Origin of the sequence: Luteimonas changyuni (assembly GCF_039548395.1) — a bacterium.
In the GTDB taxonomy this organism is placed as follows: Bacteria; Pseudomonadota; Gammaproteobacteria; order Xanthomonadales; family Xanthomonadaceae; genus Luteimonas.
The window spans coordinates 38,082-57,284 of the sequence record NZ_JBCLUZ010000020.1; the positions used below are offsets into that span (position 1 = coordinate 38,082).

Below are 19,203 nucleotides of genomic sequence, written 5' to 3' on the forward strand. Positions count from 1 at the left end.
CCGTGACCAGGATCCTCGGCATCGACCCGGGCTCGCAGCGCACCGGCGTCGGCATCATCGACGTCGACGCCGCCGGCCGCTGCACCCACGTGTTCCACGCGCCGCTGGACCTGCTCGCCCGCGCCGCGGCGGCGCCCGGCGACCTGCCGCTGCGCCTGCGCAGGCTGCTGGACGGGCTGCGCGCCGTGATCGAGGAACATCGCCCGGACGAGGTGGCAATCGAGCAGGTGTTCGTGTCGAAGAACGCGGACTCCGCGCTCAAGCTCGGCCAGGCGCGCGGCGCGGCGATCTGCGCGGTGGTCATGCACGACCTGCCGGTGAGCGAGTACGGGGCGCGCCAGGTGAAGCTGGCCCTTGTCGGCAGCGGCGCCGCGGACAAGGTCCAGGTGCAGCACATGGTCGGCGCCATCCTTGGACTCAAGGGCCGGTTGCAGGCGGACGCCGCCGACGCGCTGGCCATCGCCATCACCCACGCCCATACCCGTGCCAGCGCGCAGCGGATGGGCATCGATGCACGACTGGCCTGGAGCCGCAGATGATCGGACGCCTCAGGGGCCTGCTGGCGCACAAATCGCCGCCGTGGCTGGTGCTGGACGTCAACGGCGTCGGCTATGAGCTGGAGGCGCCGATGAGCACCTTCTACGAGCTGCCGGTGCTGGGCAAGGAAGTCTCCCTGTTCACGCACTACGCGCAGAAGGACGATTCGGTGTCGCTGTACGGCTTCGCGTCCGAGGCCGAGCGTCGCCTGTTCCGCGACGTGCAGCGGGTGACCGGCATCGGCGCGAAGATCGCGCTGGCAATCCTGTCCGGCGCCAGCGTCGAGGAGTTCGCGCGCCTGGTACAGGCTGGCGACGTGAGCGCGCTGACCCGGATCCCGGGCATCGGCAAGAAGACCGCCGAGCGCATCGTGGTCGAACTGCGCGACCGCGCCGAGGCGATCATGGGCGGTGCGATCGCGATGCCGATGGCCGGCGTGGCGGCCGATCCGCTGAGCGAGGCCACGGTGGCCCTGCAGCAGCTCGGCTACAAGCCGGCGGAAGCCCAGCGCATGGCGCGCACCGCGCATGCCGAGGGCGACACTGCCGAAGCCATCATCCGAAAGGCGCTACAGTCCGCGCTTCGCTGAACCGGCACGGCGCCTCCAATCGCATGTCAACAGGTACATCCCAGCCGGTCGCTCCGGTACAGGACGGACGCGGCCAGGCCCATGGCGACGGCACGGGCCAGGGCCGCGGCAGGATCGGGCTGGCCGGGCTGGTGGTCGGCGCCATCGGCGTGGTCTTCGGCGACATCGGCACCAGCCCGCTGTACACGCTGCGCATGGCCTTCAGCGAGAACTACGGCCTGACCGCCAACCACGACACTGTGCTCGGCATCCTGTCGCTGATCTTCTGGGCGCTGACGGTGGTGGTGACCTTCAAGTACGTCACCATCATCATGCGCGCCGACAACGAGGGCGAGGGCGGCATCATGGCGCTGATGGCGCTGGCCCAGCGCAGCCTGAAGCCGGGTTCGCGGTCGGTGTACCTGGTGGGCATCTTCGGGGTGTTCGGCGCGTCGCTGTTCTTCGGCGACGGCGTGATCACGCCGGCGATCTCCGTGTTGTCGGCGGTGGAAGGCCTTGAGGTCGTGGCGCCGGGACTCGACGACTGGATCGTGCCGATCACGGTGCTGGTGCTGGGCGCGCTGTTCGCCACCCAGCGCTTCGGCTCCGGGATCGTGGGGCGCGTGTTCGGGCCGATCACCATCCTCTGGTTCTTGGTGCTGGCAGCGCTTGGCGTGCTCAATATCCTGCACGAACCCGAGGTGCTGAAAGCGATCAACCCGTGGTGGGGCGCACGCTTTTTCATCGAGCACAGCTGGGGCGGGGTGTTCATCCTCGGCGCGGTGGTGCTGGCGGTGACCGGCGGCGAGGCCATCTACACCGACATGGGCCACTTCGGCGCGCGCCCGATCCGCCTGGGCTGGTACTGGTTCGTGCTGCCGGCACTGATGCTGAACTATCTGGGGCAGGGCGCTCTGGTGCTCGAGGATCCCGAAGCGATCCGCAATCCGTTCTTCATCGGCGTGCCCGAGTGGGGGCGCTGGCCGATGGTAGTGCTGGCGACCCTGGCGACGGTGATCGCGTCGCAGGCGGTGATCACCGGCGGCTTCTCGGTGGCGCGCCAGGCGATGCAGCTGGGCTACATCCCGCGCATGCACATCAAGCACACCTCCAGCGAGACCATCGGGCAGATCTACATCCCCGCCGTCAACTGGTCGATGGCGGTGATCGTGATCGCGCTGGTGCTGACCTTCCGCACCTCGTCGGCGCTGGCCACGGCCTACGGCGTGTCGGTGTCGATGACGATGCTGATCGACACCCTGCTGCTGGCGATCGTGGCGCGCGCGCTGTGGCCGAAGGCGCGGCGCTGGGTGCTGCCCTGCTGCGTGGGCTTCGTGGTGATCGACCTCGCGTTCGTGGTCGCCAACGGCGCCAAGATCATGCAGGGCGGCTGGTTCCCGCTGGTGCTGGGCATCGTGCTGTTCACCCTGCTGCGCACCTGGCGCCACGGCCGCCAGCTGCTGCGCGCGGGCGTGCAGGCCGGCGGCCTGCGCCTGGACACCTTCATCAGCGGCCTGATGCTGGCGCCGCCGGTGCGCGTGCCGGGCACGGCGATCTTCATGTCCAGCGATCCCGGCGTGGTGCCGCACGCCTTCATGCACAACCTGAAGCACAACAAGGTGCTGCACGAGCGCAACCTGTTCCTGACCGCCGAAACGCTGGCCGTGCCTTACGCGCCGCGCGAGCGCCGCCTGGAGCTGCATGTGATCGGCGACGACTTCTACCGGGTCACGGTGCGCTTCGGCTTCATGGAGATCCCCGACGTGCCGCTGGCGCTGATGCGCGGCTGCGACATGGAAGGGCTCGACATCGACCCGATGGACACCACGTACTTCGTCGGCCGCGAGACCGTGGTCGCCAGCCGGCGCGTGGGCATGCCGGTGTGGCGCGACAAGCTGTTCGCGGTCATGCATCGCAATGCGGCCCCGGCGAATGCGTACTTCCGCATTCCCGGCAACCGCCTGGTGGAGCTGGGGGCGCAGGTCGATATCTGAGGTATTCCCGCTTGGCCTATTCATGGCAGCGGGCTAACCTAGGGGCCAGCCAGCCAGCCCTCCGCAAGGGAGTGACGCGCCTTGGAAACAGGCCAGTCGAGCAAGCGCCGCGAGTTGTACATGTTCCTGTTCATCACCGTAGTTCTGTTTCCGGTGCTGTCGGTGATGGTGGTGGGTGGTTACGGCTTCGCCGTGTGGTTCTGGCAGATGTTCGTCGCCGGCCCGCCCACGGGTTGAGGCATGGGTGCAGCCTTCGCCGACGCCGTCATGAATAAACCCCCCGACCTGGGGCGCAGGGCGCTGCTGCGCGGGCGGCTGCATGCGCCGCCGCCGCTGCGCCCGCCGTGGGCGCTGGATGAATCCCGCTTCGTGGATGCCTGCACGGGCTGTGGGGATTGTGTTGCCGCGTGCCCGGAGCAGGTGCTGGTGCCCGCGGGTGGGCGGCTTCCGGAGTTCGATCCGGCGCGCGGGGAATGCACGTTCTGCGGTGACTGCGCAAGGGCATGCACCCGCTCGGCGTTCGGCCCGGTCACTGGGCTTTCCTGGACGCTGCGTGCGCAGGTGGGCGATGCCTGCCTGGCCGCGCGCGGCATCGTCTGTTCAAGCTGCCGCGACGCCTGCGGCGAGGCGGCGATCACCTTCCCGCCCACGCGAACGGTCCCGGTGCCGCACGTGGCTGCCGATCGCTGCACCGGCTGCGGTGCCTGTGTCGCCGGCTGCCCGACGGCGGCCATCACGCTGGCGCCCGGCCGGCAGGGAGCAGCTGATGAACTCTGATGCCGAGCGCGAATGGCACCTCGCCAGCCTGCTGGTTCGCCACCATCCGGAAGCGATTCCCGGGCTTGCCAAAGCCATCGCTCTGGCCGAGGGGCTCGAGCTCGCCATCCAGGACGACACGCGCAGCGTGCTGGTGCAGGAAAGCCACGGCACCGCCGGCCTGATGGCCAACATCGACATGCTGCAGGCGCTGCCTGGCGTGGTCACCGTCAACCTTGTCTATCACCACGTCGAGCGGCCGCCGCTGCCCGGCGATGTCCCCGCATCTGCCACCCAGGAGTCCACCGGATGACCACCAGCCGTCGCGAATTCATCCGCACCAGCGCCATTGCCAGCGCCGCCGTCGCCGCCGGACTGCCGGTGCCCGGCGGCGCCGCCGAGGCGGTGGTCGAGGATGACAAGGGTCTGAAGTGGAGCAAGGCGCCGTGCCGCTACTGCGGCACCGGCTGCGGCATCAACGTCGCCGTGCGCAACGGCCGCGTGGTCGCCACCCACGGCGACGTCAAGGCCGAGGTCAACCGCGGGCTCAACTGCGTCAAGGGCTACTTCCTGTCCAAGGTGATGTACGGCACCGATCGCCTGACCACGCCGCTGCTGCGCAAGACGAATGGCGTCTACGACAAGGAAGGCGACTTCACCCCGGTGGGCTGGGACGAGGCCTTCGACGTGATGGAGGAGAAGTTCAGGGCGACGCTGAAGGCCAAGGGCAGCGACGCCATCGGCATGTTCGGCTCCGGGCAGTGGACGGTCTGGGAGGGTTACGCCGCCAACAAGCTGATGAAGGCCGGCTTCCGCAGCAACCACATCGATCCCAATGCGCGCCACTGCATGGCGTCGGCAGTCACGGGCTTCATGCGCACCTTCGGCATGGACGAGCCGATGGGCTGCTACGACGACATCGAGGCCGCCGATGCCTTCGTGCTCTGGGGCTCGAACATGGCCGAGATGCACCCGATCCTCTGGACGCGGGTCACCGACCGCCGGCTGTCGAACCCGCACGTCAAGGTCGCGGTGCTGTCGACCTACGAGCACCGCAGCTTCGACCTGGCCGACATCCCGATGGTGTTCACGCCGCAGACGGATCTCGTGATCCTGAACTACATCGCCAACCACATCATCCAGTCGGGCCGGGTCAACAAGGACTTCGTCGACAAACACACCACGTTCAAGCGCGGCAACGACGACATCGGCTACGGCCTGCGCCCCGAGCATCCGCTGGAGATGGCGGCGAAGAACGCCGGCGACGCCAACGGCGGCACGCCGATCGACTTCGACGAATTCGCGCGCTTCGTGGCGCCCTATACGCTCGAGAAGGCCGTCGAGATGAGCGGCGTCGAGCGCGGCTGGCTGGAAAAGCTGGCCGAGCTGTACGCCGATCCCGACATCAAGGTGATGTCCTTCTGGACCATGGGCTTCAACCAGCACACGCGCGGCACCTGGGCCAACAACATGGTCTACAACATCCACCTCCTGACCGGGAAGATCGCGACCCCGGGCAACAGCCCGTTCTCGCTGACCGGGCAACCTTCCGCCTGCGGCACCGCGCGCGAGGTCGGCACGTTCAGCCACCGGCTGCCGGCGGACATGGTGGTGACCAATCCCGACCATCGCGCCATGGCCGAGGACATCTGGAAGATCCCGCGCGGGATCATCAAGGACAAGCCCGGCTATCACGCGGTCGAGCAGAACCGCGCGCTCAAGGACGGCAAGCTCAACGCCTACTGGGTGCAGGTCAACAACAACCTGCAGGCGGGGGCGAACATCCTCGAAGAGGGCTATCCGGGCTATCGCAACCCGGACAATTTCATCGTGGTCTCCGATGCCTATCCCACGGTCACCTGCCAGGCCGCCGACCTGATCCTGCCCACGGCGATGTGGGTGGAAAAGGAGGGTGCCTACGGCAACGCCGAGCGCCGCACCCACTTCTGGCACCAGCTGGTCGATGCGCCCGGCGAGGCGAAGTCCGACCTGTGGCAGCTGATGGAGTTCTCCAAGCGCTTCACCACCGACGAGTGCTGGCCGGAAGACATCCTTGCGGCCAATCCGGAGTTCCGCGGCAAGACGCTTTACGAGGTGCTGTACCGCAACGGCAAGGTCGATGCCTTCGGCGTGGACGAGATCGAAGACGGCTACGCCAACCACGAGGCCGATGCCTTTGGCTTCTACGTGCAGAAGGGCCTGTTCGAGGAATACGCCGAGTTCGGCCGCGGCCACGCGCACGACCTCGCACCCTTCGACCGCTACCACCAGGAGCGCGGGCTGCGCTGGCCGGTGGTGGACGGCAAGGAGACGCGCTGGCGCTACCGCGAGGGCGCCGACCCCTACGTGACGCCGGGCACCGGCTTCGAGTTCTACGGCAATCCGGACGGCCGCGCGGTGATCTGGGCGCTGCCGTACGAGCCGCCCGCGGAATCGCCGGACGAGGAATACAACCTGTGGCTGGTCACCGGCCGCGTGCTGGAGCACTGGCATTCTGGCTCGATGACCATGCGCATCCCGGAGCTGTACAAGGCCGTGCCGTCGGCGGTGGTGTTCATGCATCCCGATGATGCGCGCGAGCGCGGGCTGAAGCGTGGCGACGAGGTGGAAGTGGCTTCGCGCCGCGGTGCGATGCGCACCCGCGTGGAGACCCGTGGCCGCAACCGCATGCCGCGGGGCGTGGTGTTCGTGCCCTGGTTCGACGCCGCGCAGTTGATCAACAAGGTCACGCTGGACGCGACCGATCCGATCTCCAAGCAGACCGACTTCAAGAAGTGCGCGGCGAAGGTCGTCGCGGTGGGAGCCTGACATGCGCCGGATGCCGATCCACGCCTTCCTCCCCGTGCTGGCCGCGGTCGTGCTGCCGCTGCTGCTCGCAGCCTGCGGCGACCGCGATCCCGCGCCTGAAATCCGGCCGCCCGCGCCGGCGATCAGCGCCCGCGGCAACCCGGCACAGGACATCGACAACCTGCGTCGCAACGTCCCCATCCTCAGCGAGATCACGCCGCTGCCGATGGCCACCGTGGAGAACTTCGACATGACCCGCGGCCGCGCCTACCCGATGCAGCCGCCGACCATCCCGCACAGCATCGACGGCTACCAGGTGGACCTGAACTCCAACCGCTGCATGCTCTGCCATGCGCGCAGCAACGCGGCCCAGTTCCAGGCGCCGCCGGTCAGCGTCACCCACTACATGGACCGTGACGACCAGTTCCTGGCCGAGGTCTCGCCGCGCCGCTACTTCTGCGTGCAGTGCCATGTCACCCAGACCAACGCCCGGCCGCTGGTGGCCAACGGCTTCCGCGACATCGACGAGGTGCTGCGCTCGGAGCGCGTGCAATGAGGCTGCTGCGCCGTGGCCGCGACGGCCTGGTGTCGCTCTGGGGCCAGTTCAACCGGCCGGCCAGGTACCTGAGCCTGGGCTTCCTGACCATGGGCGGCTTCATCGCCGGCATCGTGTTCTGGGGCGGCTTCAACACCGCGCTGGAGGCCACCAATACCGAGGTCTTCTGCACCAGCTGCCACGAGATGGAAGCCAACGTGTTCGAGGAGCTGAAGAGCACCATCCACTACACCAACCGCTCCGGCGTGCGCGCGACCTGTCCCGACTGCCACGTGCCGCACGACTGGACCGACAAGATGGCCCGCAAGATGCAGGCCTCCAAGGAGGTCTGGGGCAACATCTTCGGCACCATCGACACCCGCGAGAAGTTCCTGGACAACCGGCTGAAGCTGGCCCAGCACGAATGGGACCGGCTCAAGGCCAACGACTCGCTTGAATGCCGCAACTGCCACGACTACGACTCGATGGACCTCACCCGCCAGGCCAGCCGCGCCGCCTTCGTCCACCGCAGCTACCTGGCCACCGGCGAGGCGACCTGCATCGATTGCCACAAGGGCATCGCCCACAAGCTGCCCGACATGACCGGCGTCCCCCAGGGCGTGCAGTCGCTTCCGTCCCTGCCATCCCCCCACTGACAGCGCGCCCCCTCCGTAGGAGCAGCTATAGCTGCGACCGAGGTACCCGGTGTTGACCCGGATTTCCACCCATAAACCGGGGTGCCGCCCGTCGACCAGGATGCCCGGTGGCGCCGGGTCGCAGCTATAGCTGCTCCTACAGGAGTGTCGTCGGGCATGGGCCTGTGTCGGCCGGCATGCGAACATGGGCGCATGACCGAAGAGCGCATCATCGCCGCCGGGGAGACCCGGGAAGACGCCGCCGTCGAGGCCTCGATCCGGCCGCAGCGGCTGGACGAGTATCTCGGCCAGCAGCCGGTGCGCGAGCAGATGTCGATCTACATCGAGGCCGCGAGGAAACGCGGCGAAGCCATGGACCATGTGCTGATCTTCGGCCCGCCGGGCCTGGGCAAGACCACGCTCAGCCACGTCATCGCCAACGAGCTCGGCGTCAACATGCGTTCGACCTCGGGCCCGGTGATCGAAAAGGCCGGCGACCTGGCGGCGCTGCTGACCAACCTCCAGCCGCACGACGTGCTGTTCATCGACGAAATCCACCGCCTCTCGCCCGTGGTCGAGGAGGTGCTGTACCCGGCGATGGAGGATTTCCAGATCGATATCATGATCGGCGAGGGCCCGGCCGCGCGCTCGATCAAGCTCGACCTGCCGCCCTTCACGCTGATCGGCGCCACCACGCGCGCGGGGCTGCTGACCGCGCCGCTGCGCGACCGCTTCGGCATCGTCCAGCGCCTGGAGTTCTACAGCGCCGCCGAGCTGACCCGGATCGTGCGCCGCTCGGCGCAGATCCTCGGCATCGACTGCGCGCCCGAAGGCGCCGACGAAATCGCGCGGCGCTCGCGCGGCACCCCGCGCATCGCCAACCGCCTGCTGCGCCGGGTGCGCGACTACGCCCAGGTGCGCGCCGCCGGCCACATCGACAAGGAGGTCGCGGATGCGGCCATGGAAATGCTCAAGGTCGATCCCGAGGGTTTCGACAACCTCGACCGCCGGCTGCTCAACCTGATCATCGAGAACTTCGACGGCGGTCCGGTGGGCGTCGAGTCGCTGGCCGCGGCGCTCAGCGAAGAGCGCGGCACCCTCGAGGACGTGATCGAACCCTACCTGATCCAGCAGGGCTTCCTGGTGCGCACCGCCCGCGGCCGCATGGCGACCCACAAGGCCTGGCGCCACCTCGGCCTGCAGCCGCGGGGGCCGGCTGCCGAAACCCTGTTTTGATCGGCGGCCAGCCCTGATTCCCCGCCATGAGGACCGCCGTAATGCCTCTGTTCAGCCTTCCGACCCGCGTCTACTGGGAAGATACCGATGCCGGTGGCGTGGTCTACCACGCCCGGTACGTGGCCTTCCTGGAGCGCGCGCGCAGCGAATGGATGCGCAGCCTGGGCTACGGGCAGCAGGCCATGATCGATGGCCAGGACCTGGTGTTCGCGGTGCGTGACATGCAGCTCGATTTCCGTTGGCCTGCACGCCTGGACGACGCGCTCGAGGTCACCGTGGCGCTGGCGCGGGTGCGCCGGGCCAGCGTGGAGTTCGCACAGGAGGTGCGGCGCGACGGCGAGCGGCTGGCGTCGGCGCGGGTGCGGGTCGCGGCGATCGACGCGCGCAGCTTCCGGCCGCGGGCGCTCCCGGACCATCTGTACGAACAGTTCAAATCCCTCGAATCCAACGCGGAGCAAGATTGATGAGTGCAACGGCCATCCTGATGCAGGTGAGCAGCGTCGAACCCCTGCCGGAGGACGCACCGGCGGACGCCGTGGCGCTGGCCGCGGACGCCGCCACCCAGGCCGCGGCCGTGCCGACCACCGGCGGCGAGCTCGACCTGCTGCACCTGATCCTGCACGCATCGCTGCCGGTGCAGCTGGTCATGCTGGTGCTGCTGTTCGCCTCGATCGCCTCGTGGGTGATCATCTTCCGCAAGAAGCGCCTGATCGATCGCGCCGAGAAGGAGGCCGACCGCTTCGAGGAGCGCTTCTGGTCGGGCGCCGACCTCGGCAAGCTCTACAGCGCCGCCAGCGAGCGCAACCGTGAGGTCGAGGGCCTGGAAGCGATCTTCGAAGCCGGCTTCCGCGAGTACAGCCGCAGCGGCCAGCGCCGCGGCGGCGACAGCCGGGCCAAGCTGGAAGGCGCCCAGCGCGGCATGCGCGTGGCCAGCTCGCGCGAGCTCGACGGGCTTGAGCACAACCTGGAGTTCCTCGCCAACGTCGGCTCGATCGCGCCCTACGTCGGCCTGCTGGGCACCGTGTGGGGAATCATGATCGCGTTCCAGGGCCTGGTGAACGTCAAGGAAGCGACCATCGCAAGCGTCGCCCCGGGCATCTCCGAGGCGCTGATCGCGACCGCCATGGGCCTGTTCGCGGCGATCCCGGCGGTCTGGGCCTACAACCGCTTCGCGACCAAGGTCGAGCGCGTCGCCGGGCGCTACGACGCGTTCTCCGAGGAGTTCTCCTCGATCCTGGAGCGCCAGTCCTCGGCCGGCGAGGCTTGATCCATGGCCGTCCGGTCCCGCCGCGGCAAGCGCCGCCAGCTCAAGAACGAAATCAACGTCGTGCCCTACATCGACGTGATGCTGGTGCTGTTGATCATCTTCATGGTCACCGCGCCGCTGATGAACCTCGGCGTCGACGTGCAGCTGCCCGAATCCAATGCCAAGTCGATCACCGAGCAGAAGGATCCGGTGGTGGTGAGCGTGGATGCGGGCGGCAACTATTTCCTTGCCGTTGAAGCCGGCAGCAACGAGGCCGTCGACCCGACCACGCTCACCGCCAAGGTTCGCGCGCTGGTGGCCAACAACGCCGACGTGGCGGTGTTCGTCGCCGCCGACGGCGCCGGCAGCTACCAGAACGTGATGGACGCGATGGTGCTGCTGCAGAACGCGGGCGTGGAGCGCGTCGGCCTGATGAGCGATCCCAGGCAGGGCGGCGCACCCTGATGCGGGAGGAACGCGCCGATACCACGCGCGCGGTGGTGCTGGCCGTGCTGCTCCACGTCGCTCTGTTCGCGCTGATGTTGGCGGGCGTGTGGTGGACGCGGGACGCTGCACCGCCGTCGGCCGCGGGCTCGCCGATCAGCGCCGAGCTGATCGACGGCAGCGACCTGTCGGCGGCAATGCAGCAGACCCTGCGCAACCGCCCCGAACCGGCGCCGCCGGAGCCGGTGCCGCCCGAGCGTGAGCCGGTTCCCGAGCCGGATCCGGTCGTGGTCGAGGATGCGGCGCCCGAGCCGCAGCCGATCCCGGTGCCGCTGCCCGAAGACGCACCCGTGGAGCCGCAGCCGACCCCGCAGGTGCAGGTGCCCGAGCCTTCGCCCGTGGACCAGGAAGAGGTGCGCCGCGACGCGATTGCGCGCGAGACGGCCGAACGCGAAGCGGAGGCGAAGCGCCGCCAGGAGCAGATCGACCTGACCGAGCGCAAGCGCGAGGAAGAGGCCGAGCAGAAGCGCCGCCTGGCCCAGCAGCAGAAGCTCGCCGAGCTGCGTCGCCAGCAGGACCAGGTGCGGCGCGAGCGTGAGCAGCTCGAGCGCAACCAGGAGCGGATCGCGCAGAGCAGGGCGGAGCAGGCGTCGGAGCAGGCGTCGTCGGCCGGCACGCCACCGCCCGGCAACGAGGGCGTCGACGCTGGCCTGCAGGCCCAGTATCAAGCCGCGATCATGGAGGCGATCCTCGGCAACTGGACGCGGCCGGACAACGTGCCGCTCGGACAGCGGTGCCGGATCACGATCACCCAGGTGCGCGGCGGCACGGTCGTCAGGGCCGAGGTTTCGCCGTCCTGCCCCTTCGACGACCTGGGCCGCCGCTCGGTCGAGGCCGCGGTGCTCAAGGCCCAGCCCTTGCCCTACGCCGGCTTTGAAAGCGTATTCAACCGCACCCTCAACCTCAACTTCGAAGCCCAGGACCGCTGAGCCCGGGCGCCGAGCGCACTGTGGGAGCGGCCATGGCCGCGATTGCCGCGGGGAAAGGCATCGCCGCTATAGCGGCTCCCACAACAGCAAGCCGCATCGTCGGCATGACGGCTCCCACAAGAGCCGGAATCCGTTCATCCTTGTGAGCGCCTTCACGGCCATGCTGTCACCCTTCCGCAGTCCCTCACGGAGCCTGTTACATGACCCGATCCCATCGCCGGCCGGCCACCATGCGCGCGTGGTTCGTCGCCTGCCTTGCACTCCTCCTGCCGTTCGCCGCCTTCGCGCAGCAGGGCGGCCTCGAGATCGATATCGTCGGCGGCAACGCCCAGGCGCTTCCGATCGCGGTGGTGCCCATGCCCTACCTCGGTGCCGGCGCGGCTCCGGACACCGACGTCGCGCGCGTGGTGCGCGAGGACCTCGCGCGCTCCGGCCAGTTCCGCGGCCTGCCCGAGCAGGACATGGTCGACAGGCCGACCCGCGGCGGCGAGGTGGATTACGCCACCTGGCGCACGCTCAAGCAGGACTTCCTCGTGGTCGGGCGCGTGGTCGATGCCGGCGGCGGCGCATTCCGGGTCGAGTACGAACTGTTCGACGTGGCCAAGCAGGAGCGCCTGCTCGGCGTGGCCATGACCGGCCGCGCCAACGCCATGCGCGATGTCGGCCACCAGATCGCCGACGCCATCTACGAGAAGATCCTGGGCGTGCGCGGCGCCTTCTGGACCCGCATCGCCTACGTGACCTCCACCGGCACCGGCGCGAACATCAACTACGCGCTGATGGTTGCCGACGCCGACGGCTACAACCCGCAGGTGGTGGTGCGCTCGACCGAACCGCTGATGTCGCCCGACTGGAGTCCCGACGGCCGCAAGCTGGCCTACGTTTCCTTCGAACACAACAACAATTCGGCCATCTACATCCAGGACCTGGGCACCGGCGCCCGCGAGCGGGTGGCGAGCTTCCGCGGCATCAACAGTTCGCCGGCGTTTTCGCCCGATGGCAGCAGACTGGCGCTGACCCTGTCGCGCAGCGGCAGCCCCGAGATCTACGTGATGGACCTCGGCAGCAAGGCCCTGACCCAGCTCACCACCCAGATCGGCATCGATACCGAACCGACCTGGAGCGCCGACGGGCGCAGCATCTACTTCACCTCCGACCGCGGCGGCAGGCCGCAGGTCTACCAGGTGCCGGCCTCCGGCGGCAGCGCGACCCGGGCGACGTTCCAGGGCAATTACAACGCCAGCCCGACGGTTTCGTTCGACGATAAAAAGATCGCCGTGGCGCAGGGTTCAGGAAACGTATACCGTATTGCGTTGCTGGACCGCAGCCTCGGCACGCCGCGCTGGTCCACGCTGTCGCCAGGGTCGCTCGACGAATCGCCGAGCTTCGCCCCGAACGCCAGCATGGTGCTTTACGCGGGCAGGGAAGGCAGCAGGGGAGTCCTGTATGCCGTTTCCGCCGACGGACGCGTGCGCCAGCGGCTGGTACTTGCCGACGGTAACGTCCGCGAGCCGGCGTGGGGACCGTACCGCGAGCGCTGACATCGCGTGCACGGCCGATACAGCAATGTGAAGTACTGCCCATCTGAAGGATCGACGAGAGATGAAGACCACAACCCGCGTTCTGCTCACGGCCCTGCTCTGCACGGCCGCCGTTGCCTGCACCAAGAAGGTCAAGGAAGAAGTCCCGACCGCTACCCCCACCACCCCCACCACCACCCAGCCGGCCACCACGCCGGGTGCCTACGGTCCCGAGGACCTGGACACCGACGCGTGCCTGCGCCAGCGCACCATCTACTTCGATTTCGACCAGGAGTCGGTGCGTCCGGAGTTCCAGGCGGCAATGGCCTGCCATGCCAAGTACCTGCGCGACCGTCCTTCGGCCCGCATCACGCTTGAAGGCCATGCCGACGAGCGCGGCAGCCGTGACTACAACCTCGGCCTCGGCGAGCGCCGCGGCAACGGTGTGTCGTCCGCGCTGCAGGCCAACGGCGGTTCCGCCGGCCAGCAGACCGTGACCAGCTACGGCGAAGAGCGCCCGACCTGCACCGCCTCGAGCGAGGATTGCTGGGCGCAGAACCGTCGGGTGGAGATCACCTACACCGCCCGTTGATCGGCGGCACGGCAGCAACACGTCGGCAGCTGGCGGGAACCCCGCCAGCTGCCGATTGTCTTTATGAAGTCCGAACATCAGATGCCAAGACCATGACCCGCAGCCACTTCCTGACCAGCTTCGTCCTCGTTGCCGCCGTGTCGGCGGCACTGGTGGCGCCACCCGCCGCCGCGCAGCGCGCCAGCCTGGGTGAACGCGTGGCCGCGCTCGAATCACAGGCCGCCAACAACCAGGGCAACATCGACCTTCTCAACCAGCTCACCGCGATGCGCAGCGAACTGCGTGAGCTGCGTGGACAGGTCGAGGAGCTGCAGCAGCAGAACCAGGCGCTCGAGACCGCGATGCGCAACCAGTATCTCGACGTCGACGACCGCCTGAACCGGATCGAAGGCGGGGCGCCCGCGGACGCCGGCGCCGCTGCACCAGCGGCGGCCACCCCGGCGGCCAGCGCATCCGCTGCCTCGGGTGCGGCCGCTGCGCGCACGCCGGCCACGGCGCCGGCAGAGCGCGCCCCGGTGGTGTTCGGCGACGCCGGCCTGCTGGCCAACGCCGCCGACGAGCGCAGCGCCTATGAAACCGCCTTCGCCGCGCTGCGTGCAGGCGACTACGAACAGTCGGCGGGCCTGTTCAACGAGTTCCTGGGCTTGTACCCGACCGGCTCCTACGCGCCCAACGCGACGTACTGGCTGGGCGAGAGCTACTACGTCACCCAGGACTACGCGCGCGCGCAGGCGCAGTTCGAAGCCATCCTCCAGCGCTGGCCGACCCACGACAAGGCGCCCGGTTCGCTGCTGAAGATCGGCCTGTCGCAGTACGGACAGCGGGACCTGGTTGCCGCCGAGGCCACCCTGGCCCGCGTCATCGAGCAATACCCGGGCACCGACGCCGCCCGCACCGCCGACGACCGGCTGCGCTCGATCCAGCTCAACAGCCTGCGCTGAACGCCGCGCGGCGCGACGCCCACGGGCCGGGCGCCGCCGGGCCGCGCGTTACAATGAAGGCCATGAATATCCCTCTCGCCGAGACCGGCGCGGCCAGCGTCGTGGCCCCCGACCGGCTCCGCATCACCGAGATTTTCCTGTCGCTGCAGGGCGAAGCGCGCGACGCCGGCTGGCCGACCGTGTTCGTGCGCCTGACCGGCTGTCCGCTGCGCTGCACCTACTGCGACACCGCCTATGCCTTCCATGGTGGCCAGTGGCACGACGTGGACGCGATCCTTGCCGAAGTCGCCGGCCACGGCGTGCGCCATGTCTGCGTGACCGGCGGCGAGCCGCTGGCGCAAAAACGCTGCATCGGCCTGCTGCGGCGGCTGTGCGATGCCGGCTACGTCGTGTCGCTGGAAACCTCCGGCGCGCTGGACATCGGCGAGGTCGATCCCCGCGTTTCCCGCGTGCTCGACATCAAGACGCCCGGTTCCGGCGAGGACGCACGCAACCTCTGGTCGAACGTCGACCTGCTGACGCCGCACGACCAGGTCAAGTTCGTGATCTGCAGCCGCGCCGACTACGAGTGGGCGCGGGAGGCAATGGCGCGCCATGCGCTGGACGCGCGCTGCGACGTGCTGTTCTCGCCAAGCAAATCCGAGCTGGAGGCGCGCCAACTCGCCGACTGGATCGTCGCCGATCGCCTGCCGGTGCGCTTCCAGATGCAGCTGCACAAGATCCTCTGGAACGACGAGCCGGGGCGGTGAGGCGCGTGCCGAGGCGTCACCACGCACCAGCCCAGGGTCTTGTCACCGGATCATCGGAGTCCGCATCTTGAACAACGCAGTGGTACTGGTTTCCGGCGGCATGGATTCCGCCGTCGTCCTCGCCCTGGCCCGCGAGCAGGGCTTCGCGGTGCACGCGCTGAGCGTGGCCTATGGCCAACGCCACACCTCGGAACTCGAAGCCGCCGCCGCCCTGGCCGCGAGCCAGGGTGCCGTGGCGCACAAGGTGGTCAGCGTGGACCTGCGCGCGATCGGCGGCTCGGCCCTGACTGCCGACATCGAAGTGCCCGAGGCCGGCAGTGCCGGCATCCCGGTCACCTACGTGCCGGCGCGCAATACGATCATGCTGTCCATCGCGCTCGGCTGGGCCGAAGTGGTTGGCGCGGCGGACATCTTCTGCGGGGTCAACGCCGTCGATTACTCGGGCTATCCCGACTGCCGGCCCGAGTTCATCGACGCTTTCGAGCGCCTGGCCAACCTCGCGACCCAGGCCGGCGTGGACGGTGCCGGCATCCGCGTGCACGCGCCGCTGCAGCACATGTCCAAGGGTGACATCGTGCGCGAGGGGCTGCGCCTGGGCGTGGACTTCTCGAAGACGGTGTCGTGCTACCGCGCAGATGCTGATGGACGCGCCTGCGGGCATTGCGATGCCTGCGTGCTGCGCGCCGAAGGGTTCACGGCCGCCGGTGCCCCGGACACGACGCGCTACGTCGGCTGAGGTCCGGGGTCGGAACTCCCGCCCGCGCCGTCGCCACGACGGTGCAGGCAACCGGGCTCATCACTGGCGCGCCGCAGACGGCGCAGCGGATCGATTTCCAGGCCGATGCGCAGCGAGCTGCCGATGCGCTGCGCGGTTTCGAACACGTGCCGGGCCTGCGCCTTCGGCAGCACCTCGCGCGCGGTTACGTCCCAGAGCGCCAGCCAGCGCGCGAAATGCTGGTCGTCCACGCCCAACGGGCGGTGCGCGGCCATCGGGTTGCCGCGATAGCTCCCCGCGCGCAGCAGCACCGAGCACCAGAAGCGGACCAGGGTGTCGAGGTGCGCGTCCCAGTCCTCCACCGTGGCCTCGAATACCGGGCCCAGCAGCCAGTCGACGCGGGCACGGGCATAGAAGGCGTGGACCAGCCGGGTGATGCCGGCTTCGTCGGGCAGGTGCGCGGAGTCAGCGGCCGCCGCGGGACGGGGGTCGGAAAAGGCCATGGCCCCAGTATCCGCCGGCGTCGCTGCATGCAGCCTTGACCCAGGTCACGCCTGCGGCTGGAGGCTTGGCGTGACATAATTCGCGGTTCGTGGGGCCGTTAGCTCAGCCGGTAGAGCATCGGACTTTTAATCCGCTGGTCGATGGTTCGAATCCATCACGGCCCACCAGCTTCACGTCCAACCTGGTCCAGTGAAGTCCAGAAGACAGCGCAAAACCCCGCCGAGAGCGGGGTTTCTTGTCCGTCATGGTCCAGCATGGTCCACTTGAATCCAGTCATGAAGTGAGTCAGCCTGTGAGTCAAAGGCGCCAGTCGCCCGCTCTGACTCACTTCCGGTTGACTCACACATGCTGACGGACACCAAGGTACGTACCCTCAAGCCGCGGGAAGCGGCCTATCGGATCGCCGACGCGAATGGCCTCTGCATCGAGGTGCGCCCGAGCGGCGCCAAGGTCTGGCGCTATCGGTACCGATTTGCCGGACGCGCGAGCATGGTGACGATGGGCGAGTACCCGACTATGGGGCTCTCAGCCGCGCGGGCGGAGCGGGAAAGGCTGCGGGCGCTCGTAAAGGGGGGCGGTAACCCCGCGCTAAGCGCGAAGATCGAGCGCGCCATTGCCATTGAGCAGTCGGAGTCAACTTTCGGGGCTATAGCGGAAGAACTCCGGCTCAAGAGGGCGAAGGCCGGCCTGAGTCCGGGGTCGGTGGAGCGGGAGCGCAGGCTCCTCGAGAAGGATCTCGCGCCGATCGTGCCGGTGCCGATCACCGAGGTCACGGCGCCCCTCTTGTTGGCTGCTCTCCGCAAGTTGGAAGCCCGGGGCGTGGTCGAGACAGCCCATAGAGCTCGGGCATTGGCCGGCCAGGTGTTCCGCTATGCGATTGCTACGGGTCGTGCCCAAACAAATCCGGCGGAGAGCCTTGCGGGAGCGCTCGAGCAACCCAAGAGCACGCATTTTGCGAGTGTGACTGAGCCGAAGCAGATAGGTGGGCTGCTGGCAGCCATGTACCGCTACCAGGGATCTCCCGTTACCCAGGCTGCCTTGAAGCTTGCCCCCATGCTCTTTGTCCGCCCGGGAGAGCTGCGTCAGGCTCAGTGGGCCGATGTTGACCTGAAAAGCGCCGAGTGGCGCTTCATCGCGAGCAAGACCGGTACCCCCCACATCGTGCCTCTCGCAACGCAGGCCATCCAGATTCTGTCTGACCTCAAGCCACTGACCAGCCGAAGCCCCTTCGTGTTTCCCGGCGTCCGCAATTCGAAGCGGCCGATGAGCGAGAACACCGTCAACGCCGCACTGAGATACTTGGGCTTTGATAGCGAGACGATTACCGGCCACGGGTTTCGGGCGATGGCACGCACCGTCCTGGACGAGGTGCTGGGCTTTCGGCCCGACTACATCGAGCATCAGCTCGCCCATGCTGTCCGAGATCCACTTGGTCGCGCGTACAACCGCACCGCCCATCTGGGTGAGCGAAAGAAGATGATGCAGGCGTGGGCGGATTATTTGGACGAACTGAGAGTCAAGGCGCAGGCGGCCTGATTCCCTGGTGATTCCAGTGCCGCTTGTGAAGCACCAGCGCCGCGCTTGTATCTCACACTCGCCAATGGGGTCGGCGAGCTTTCGAAGGACGCCTGTCGACTCCAGGCGGTCAATGAAGTCATTCACGGGGCTGTAGAAGTTCGGAATCAGCTCGTTCTCCTCACGAGTGATGGCCCAATGGGCCAGCCTTCGCTTGTTGTACCCGGCCCTCTGCGCTTCCGCGCGCTGCACGTGCTGGGCTACGAACAGCTGATATAGCGACCTTTCATGGGAGAGGCTGCAGCGGACCCAGTTGGCCACGTCCCTCTGGTTGAAGCGTTGGCCCGGTTGAGAGGTGCTTACGAAGTGCTGGTGTGCGAGCAGCTGCCACAGCGCTGGGTCTACGCCGAACACCCAGGCGTCCGGGTGGGATCGCAGACAGGCTGAGCGGATGGCTGGGGGCGCAGCTTCAAGCAGCTCACTGACACGGGCCTCAGCGGCAGCTCGGTAATCCTGAAGGGCTCTTGCAATTCGTTCGAGGTCCGCCAGAACAAAGAGCTCCAGCAGCTGGCTGGCGCGCTTGCGTCGTTCCCGGTCCCCGAACATCTGCCCATGTAGTGTGAGCATGTCGACTCCTTCGATCCTATGCAATTGGTCGGAGCACCATTGCGAAAAAACTGGGGACGGCAGTGAGTCGAACAGCGGGCAGCAGGACCGCGCCAGAACTGCGGGATCCGGCTGCGGGCATGGTTGGGACGATCCAGCTAACTCTCAGCCTGGGTCCAGACGGACGCAGGCGCACAAGCGGGATGTCTCCTTGGCCGCTTGGCCGAGTGGATAAGAAGCTCATAGCTCTGCCAGAATGCAAATTGCCCGAACATGGATCTAACATGGCATACGTAACCCCGCAGTCGCAGAGTCTCAAGGTTGCATTCGCAAA

The 19,203-nt window shown here is 68.0% G+C and carries 21 protein-coding genes and 1 tRNA gene; 21 read left to right on the forward strand and 1 reads right to left on the reverse strand.

Translation table 11 applies throughout. The features are described from left to right. Positions 1-2: 2 nt before the first annotated feature. From ruvC to queC, 19 genes are all read left to right on the forward strand, one after another. Positions 3-539, forward strand: coding sequence for a crossover junction endodeoxyribonuclease RuvC (gene ruvC / locus WCD84_RS08950; RefSeq protein ID WP_343281140.1), 537 nt, complete (start codon positions 3-5; stop codon positions 537-539). Continuing rightward, positions 536-1,126, forward strand: coding sequence for a Holliday junction branch migration protein RuvA (gene ruvA, locus WCD84_RS08955; protein ID WP_343254225.1), 591 nt, complete (start codon positions 536-538; stop codon positions 1,124-1,126). Before ruvC ends, ruvA begins: the two co-directional genes overlap by 4 nt. Positions 1,127-1,149: 23 nt before the next feature. Then, the gene (locus WCD84_RS08960; RefSeq protein ID WP_343281141.1) at positions 1,150-3,099 is read left to right on the forward strand and encodes a potassium transporter Kup; all 1,950 of its coding nucleotides are present in this window, start codon (positions 1,150-1,152) and stop codon (positions 3,097-3,099) included. Between the two features lie 81 nt (positions 3,100-3,180). After that, positions 3,181-3,336 (forward strand): periplasmic nitrate reductase, NapE protein, encoded by a 156-nt coding sequence (locus WCD84_RS08965; protein ID WP_343254223.1) that lies wholly within the window; start codon positions 3,181-3,183, stop codon positions 3,334-3,336. A gap of 30 nt (positions 3,337-3,366) precedes the next feature. Continuing rightward, positions 3,367-3,876: a ferredoxin-type protein NapF gene (gene napF / locus WCD84_RS08970; RefSeq protein ID WP_343281142.1), complete on the forward strand. Its 510-nt coding sequence runs from the start codon at positions 3,367-3,369 to the stop codon at positions 3,874-3,876. Then, entirely contained in the window at positions 3,866-4,168 is a 303-nt protein-coding gene (locus WCD84_RS08975; protein WP_343281143.1) for a chaperone NapD, read from the forward strand. Before napF ends, WCD84_RS08975 begins: the two co-directional genes overlap by 11 nt. Continuing rightward, positions 4,165-6,663 (forward strand): nitrate reductase catalytic subunit NapA, encoded by a 2,499-nt coding sequence (gene napA, locus WCD84_RS08980; RefSeq protein WP_343281144.1) that lies wholly within the window; start codon positions 4,165-4,167, stop codon positions 6,661-6,663. The genes WCD84_RS08975 and napA overlap by 4 nt, the downstream gene beginning before the upstream one ends. Before the next feature lies 1 nt (position 6,664). Continuing rightward, positions 6,665-7,198 (forward strand): nitrate reductase cytochrome c-type subunit, encoded by a 534-nt coding sequence (locus tag WCD84_RS08985; RefSeq protein ID WP_343281145.1) that lies wholly within the window; start codon positions 6,665-6,667, stop codon positions 7,196-7,198. Then, on the forward strand, positions 7,195-7,833 hold the full coding sequence (locus WCD84_RS08990) for a cytochrome c3 family protein (protein ID WP_343281146.1): 639 nt from the start codon (positions 7,195-7,197) through the stop codon (positions 7,831-7,833). The genes WCD84_RS08985 and WCD84_RS08990 overlap by 4 nt, the downstream gene beginning before the upstream one ends. A 192-nt stretch (positions 7,834-8,025) precedes the next feature. After that, entirely contained in the window at positions 8,026-9,048 is a 1,023-nt protein-coding gene (gene ruvB / locus WCD84_RS08995) for a Holliday junction branch migration DNA helicase RuvB (RefSeq protein ID WP_343281147.1), read from the forward strand. Between the two features lie 26 nt (positions 9,049-9,074). After that, positions 9,075-9,512 (forward strand): tol-pal system-associated acyl-CoA thioesterase, encoded by a 438-nt coding sequence (gene ybgC / locus WCD84_RS09000; protein WP_343254216.1) that lies wholly within the window; start codon positions 9,075-9,077, stop codon positions 9,510-9,512. Further along, entirely contained in the window at positions 9,509-10,315 is an 807-nt protein-coding gene (gene tolQ / locus WCD84_RS09005) for a protein TolQ (protein WP_449280089.1), read from the forward strand. Before ybgC ends, tolQ begins: the two co-directional genes overlap by 4 nt. 3 nt (positions 10,316-10,318) lie before the next feature. Next, positions 10,319-10,759, forward strand: a complete 441-nt coding sequence (tolR, locus tag WCD84_RS09010; protein WP_343254214.1) for a protein TolR — start codon at positions 10,319-10,321, stop codon at positions 10,757-10,759. Next, positions 10,759-11,727, forward strand: coding sequence for a cell envelope integrity protein TolA (locus WCD84_RS09015; protein WP_343281148.1), 969 nt, complete (start codon positions 10,759-10,761; stop codon positions 11,725-11,727). Before tolR ends, WCD84_RS09015 begins: the two co-directional genes overlap by 1 nt. A 230-nt stretch (positions 11,728-11,957) precedes the next feature. After that, entirely contained in the window at positions 11,958-13,268 is a 1,311-nt protein-coding gene (gene tolB / locus WCD84_RS09020; RefSeq protein ID WP_343254331.1) for a Tol-Pal system beta propeller repeat protein TolB, read from the forward strand. 61 nt (positions 13,269-13,329) lie between these two features. After that, the gene (gene pal / locus WCD84_RS09025) at positions 13,330-13,839 is read left to right on the forward strand and encodes a peptidoglycan-associated lipoprotein Pal (protein ID WP_343254212.1); all 510 of its coding nucleotides are present in this window, start codon (positions 13,330-13,332) and stop codon (positions 13,837-13,839) included. Positions 13,840-13,931: 92 nt separating this feature from the next. Then, complete coding sequence (gene ybgF, locus WCD84_RS09030; protein WP_343281149.1) at positions 13,932-14,780, forward strand: tol-pal system protein YbgF; 849 nt, start codon at positions 13,932-13,934, stop codon at positions 14,778-14,780. A 62-nt stretch (positions 14,781-14,842) separates the two neighbouring features. Next, a complete protein-coding gene (gene queE / locus WCD84_RS09035; RefSeq protein WP_343254210.1) occupies positions 14,843-15,529 on the forward strand; it encodes a 7-carboxy-7-deazaguanine synthase QueE in 687 nt (228 codons plus the stop codon). A gap of 67 nt (positions 15,530-15,596) precedes the next feature. Beyond that, positions 15,597-16,265 (forward strand): 7-cyano-7-deazaguanine synthase QueC, encoded by a 669-nt coding sequence (gene queC, locus WCD84_RS09040; protein WP_343254209.1) that lies wholly within the window; start codon positions 15,597-15,599, stop codon positions 16,263-16,265. Here the strand turns inward: queC and WCD84_RS09045 are convergent. Further along, complete coding sequence (locus WCD84_RS09045) at positions 16,253-16,747, reverse strand: group III truncated hemoglobin (RefSeq protein ID WP_343279159.1); 495 nt, start codon at positions 16,745-16,747, stop codon at positions 16,253-16,255. The two genes, queC and WCD84_RS09045, sit on opposite strands and share 13 nt — an antisense overlap. Before the next feature lie 92 nt (positions 16,748-16,839). Between WCD84_RS09045 and WCD84_RS09050 the strand changes: the two genes are divergently transcribed. Together WCD84_RS09050 and WCD84_RS09055 are read left to right on the forward strand one after the other, a co-directional pair. Further along, positions 16,840-16,915 (forward strand) — tRNA-Lys (locus WCD84_RS09050). A 178-nt stretch (positions 16,916-17,093) separates the two neighbouring features. Continuing rightward, positions 17,094-18,284, forward strand: coding sequence for a tyrosine-type recombinase/integrase (locus WCD84_RS09055; RefSeq protein ID WP_343281150.1), 1,191 nt, complete (start codon positions 17,094-17,096; stop codon positions 18,282-18,284). Positions 18,285-19,203: the final 919 nt, after the last annotated feature.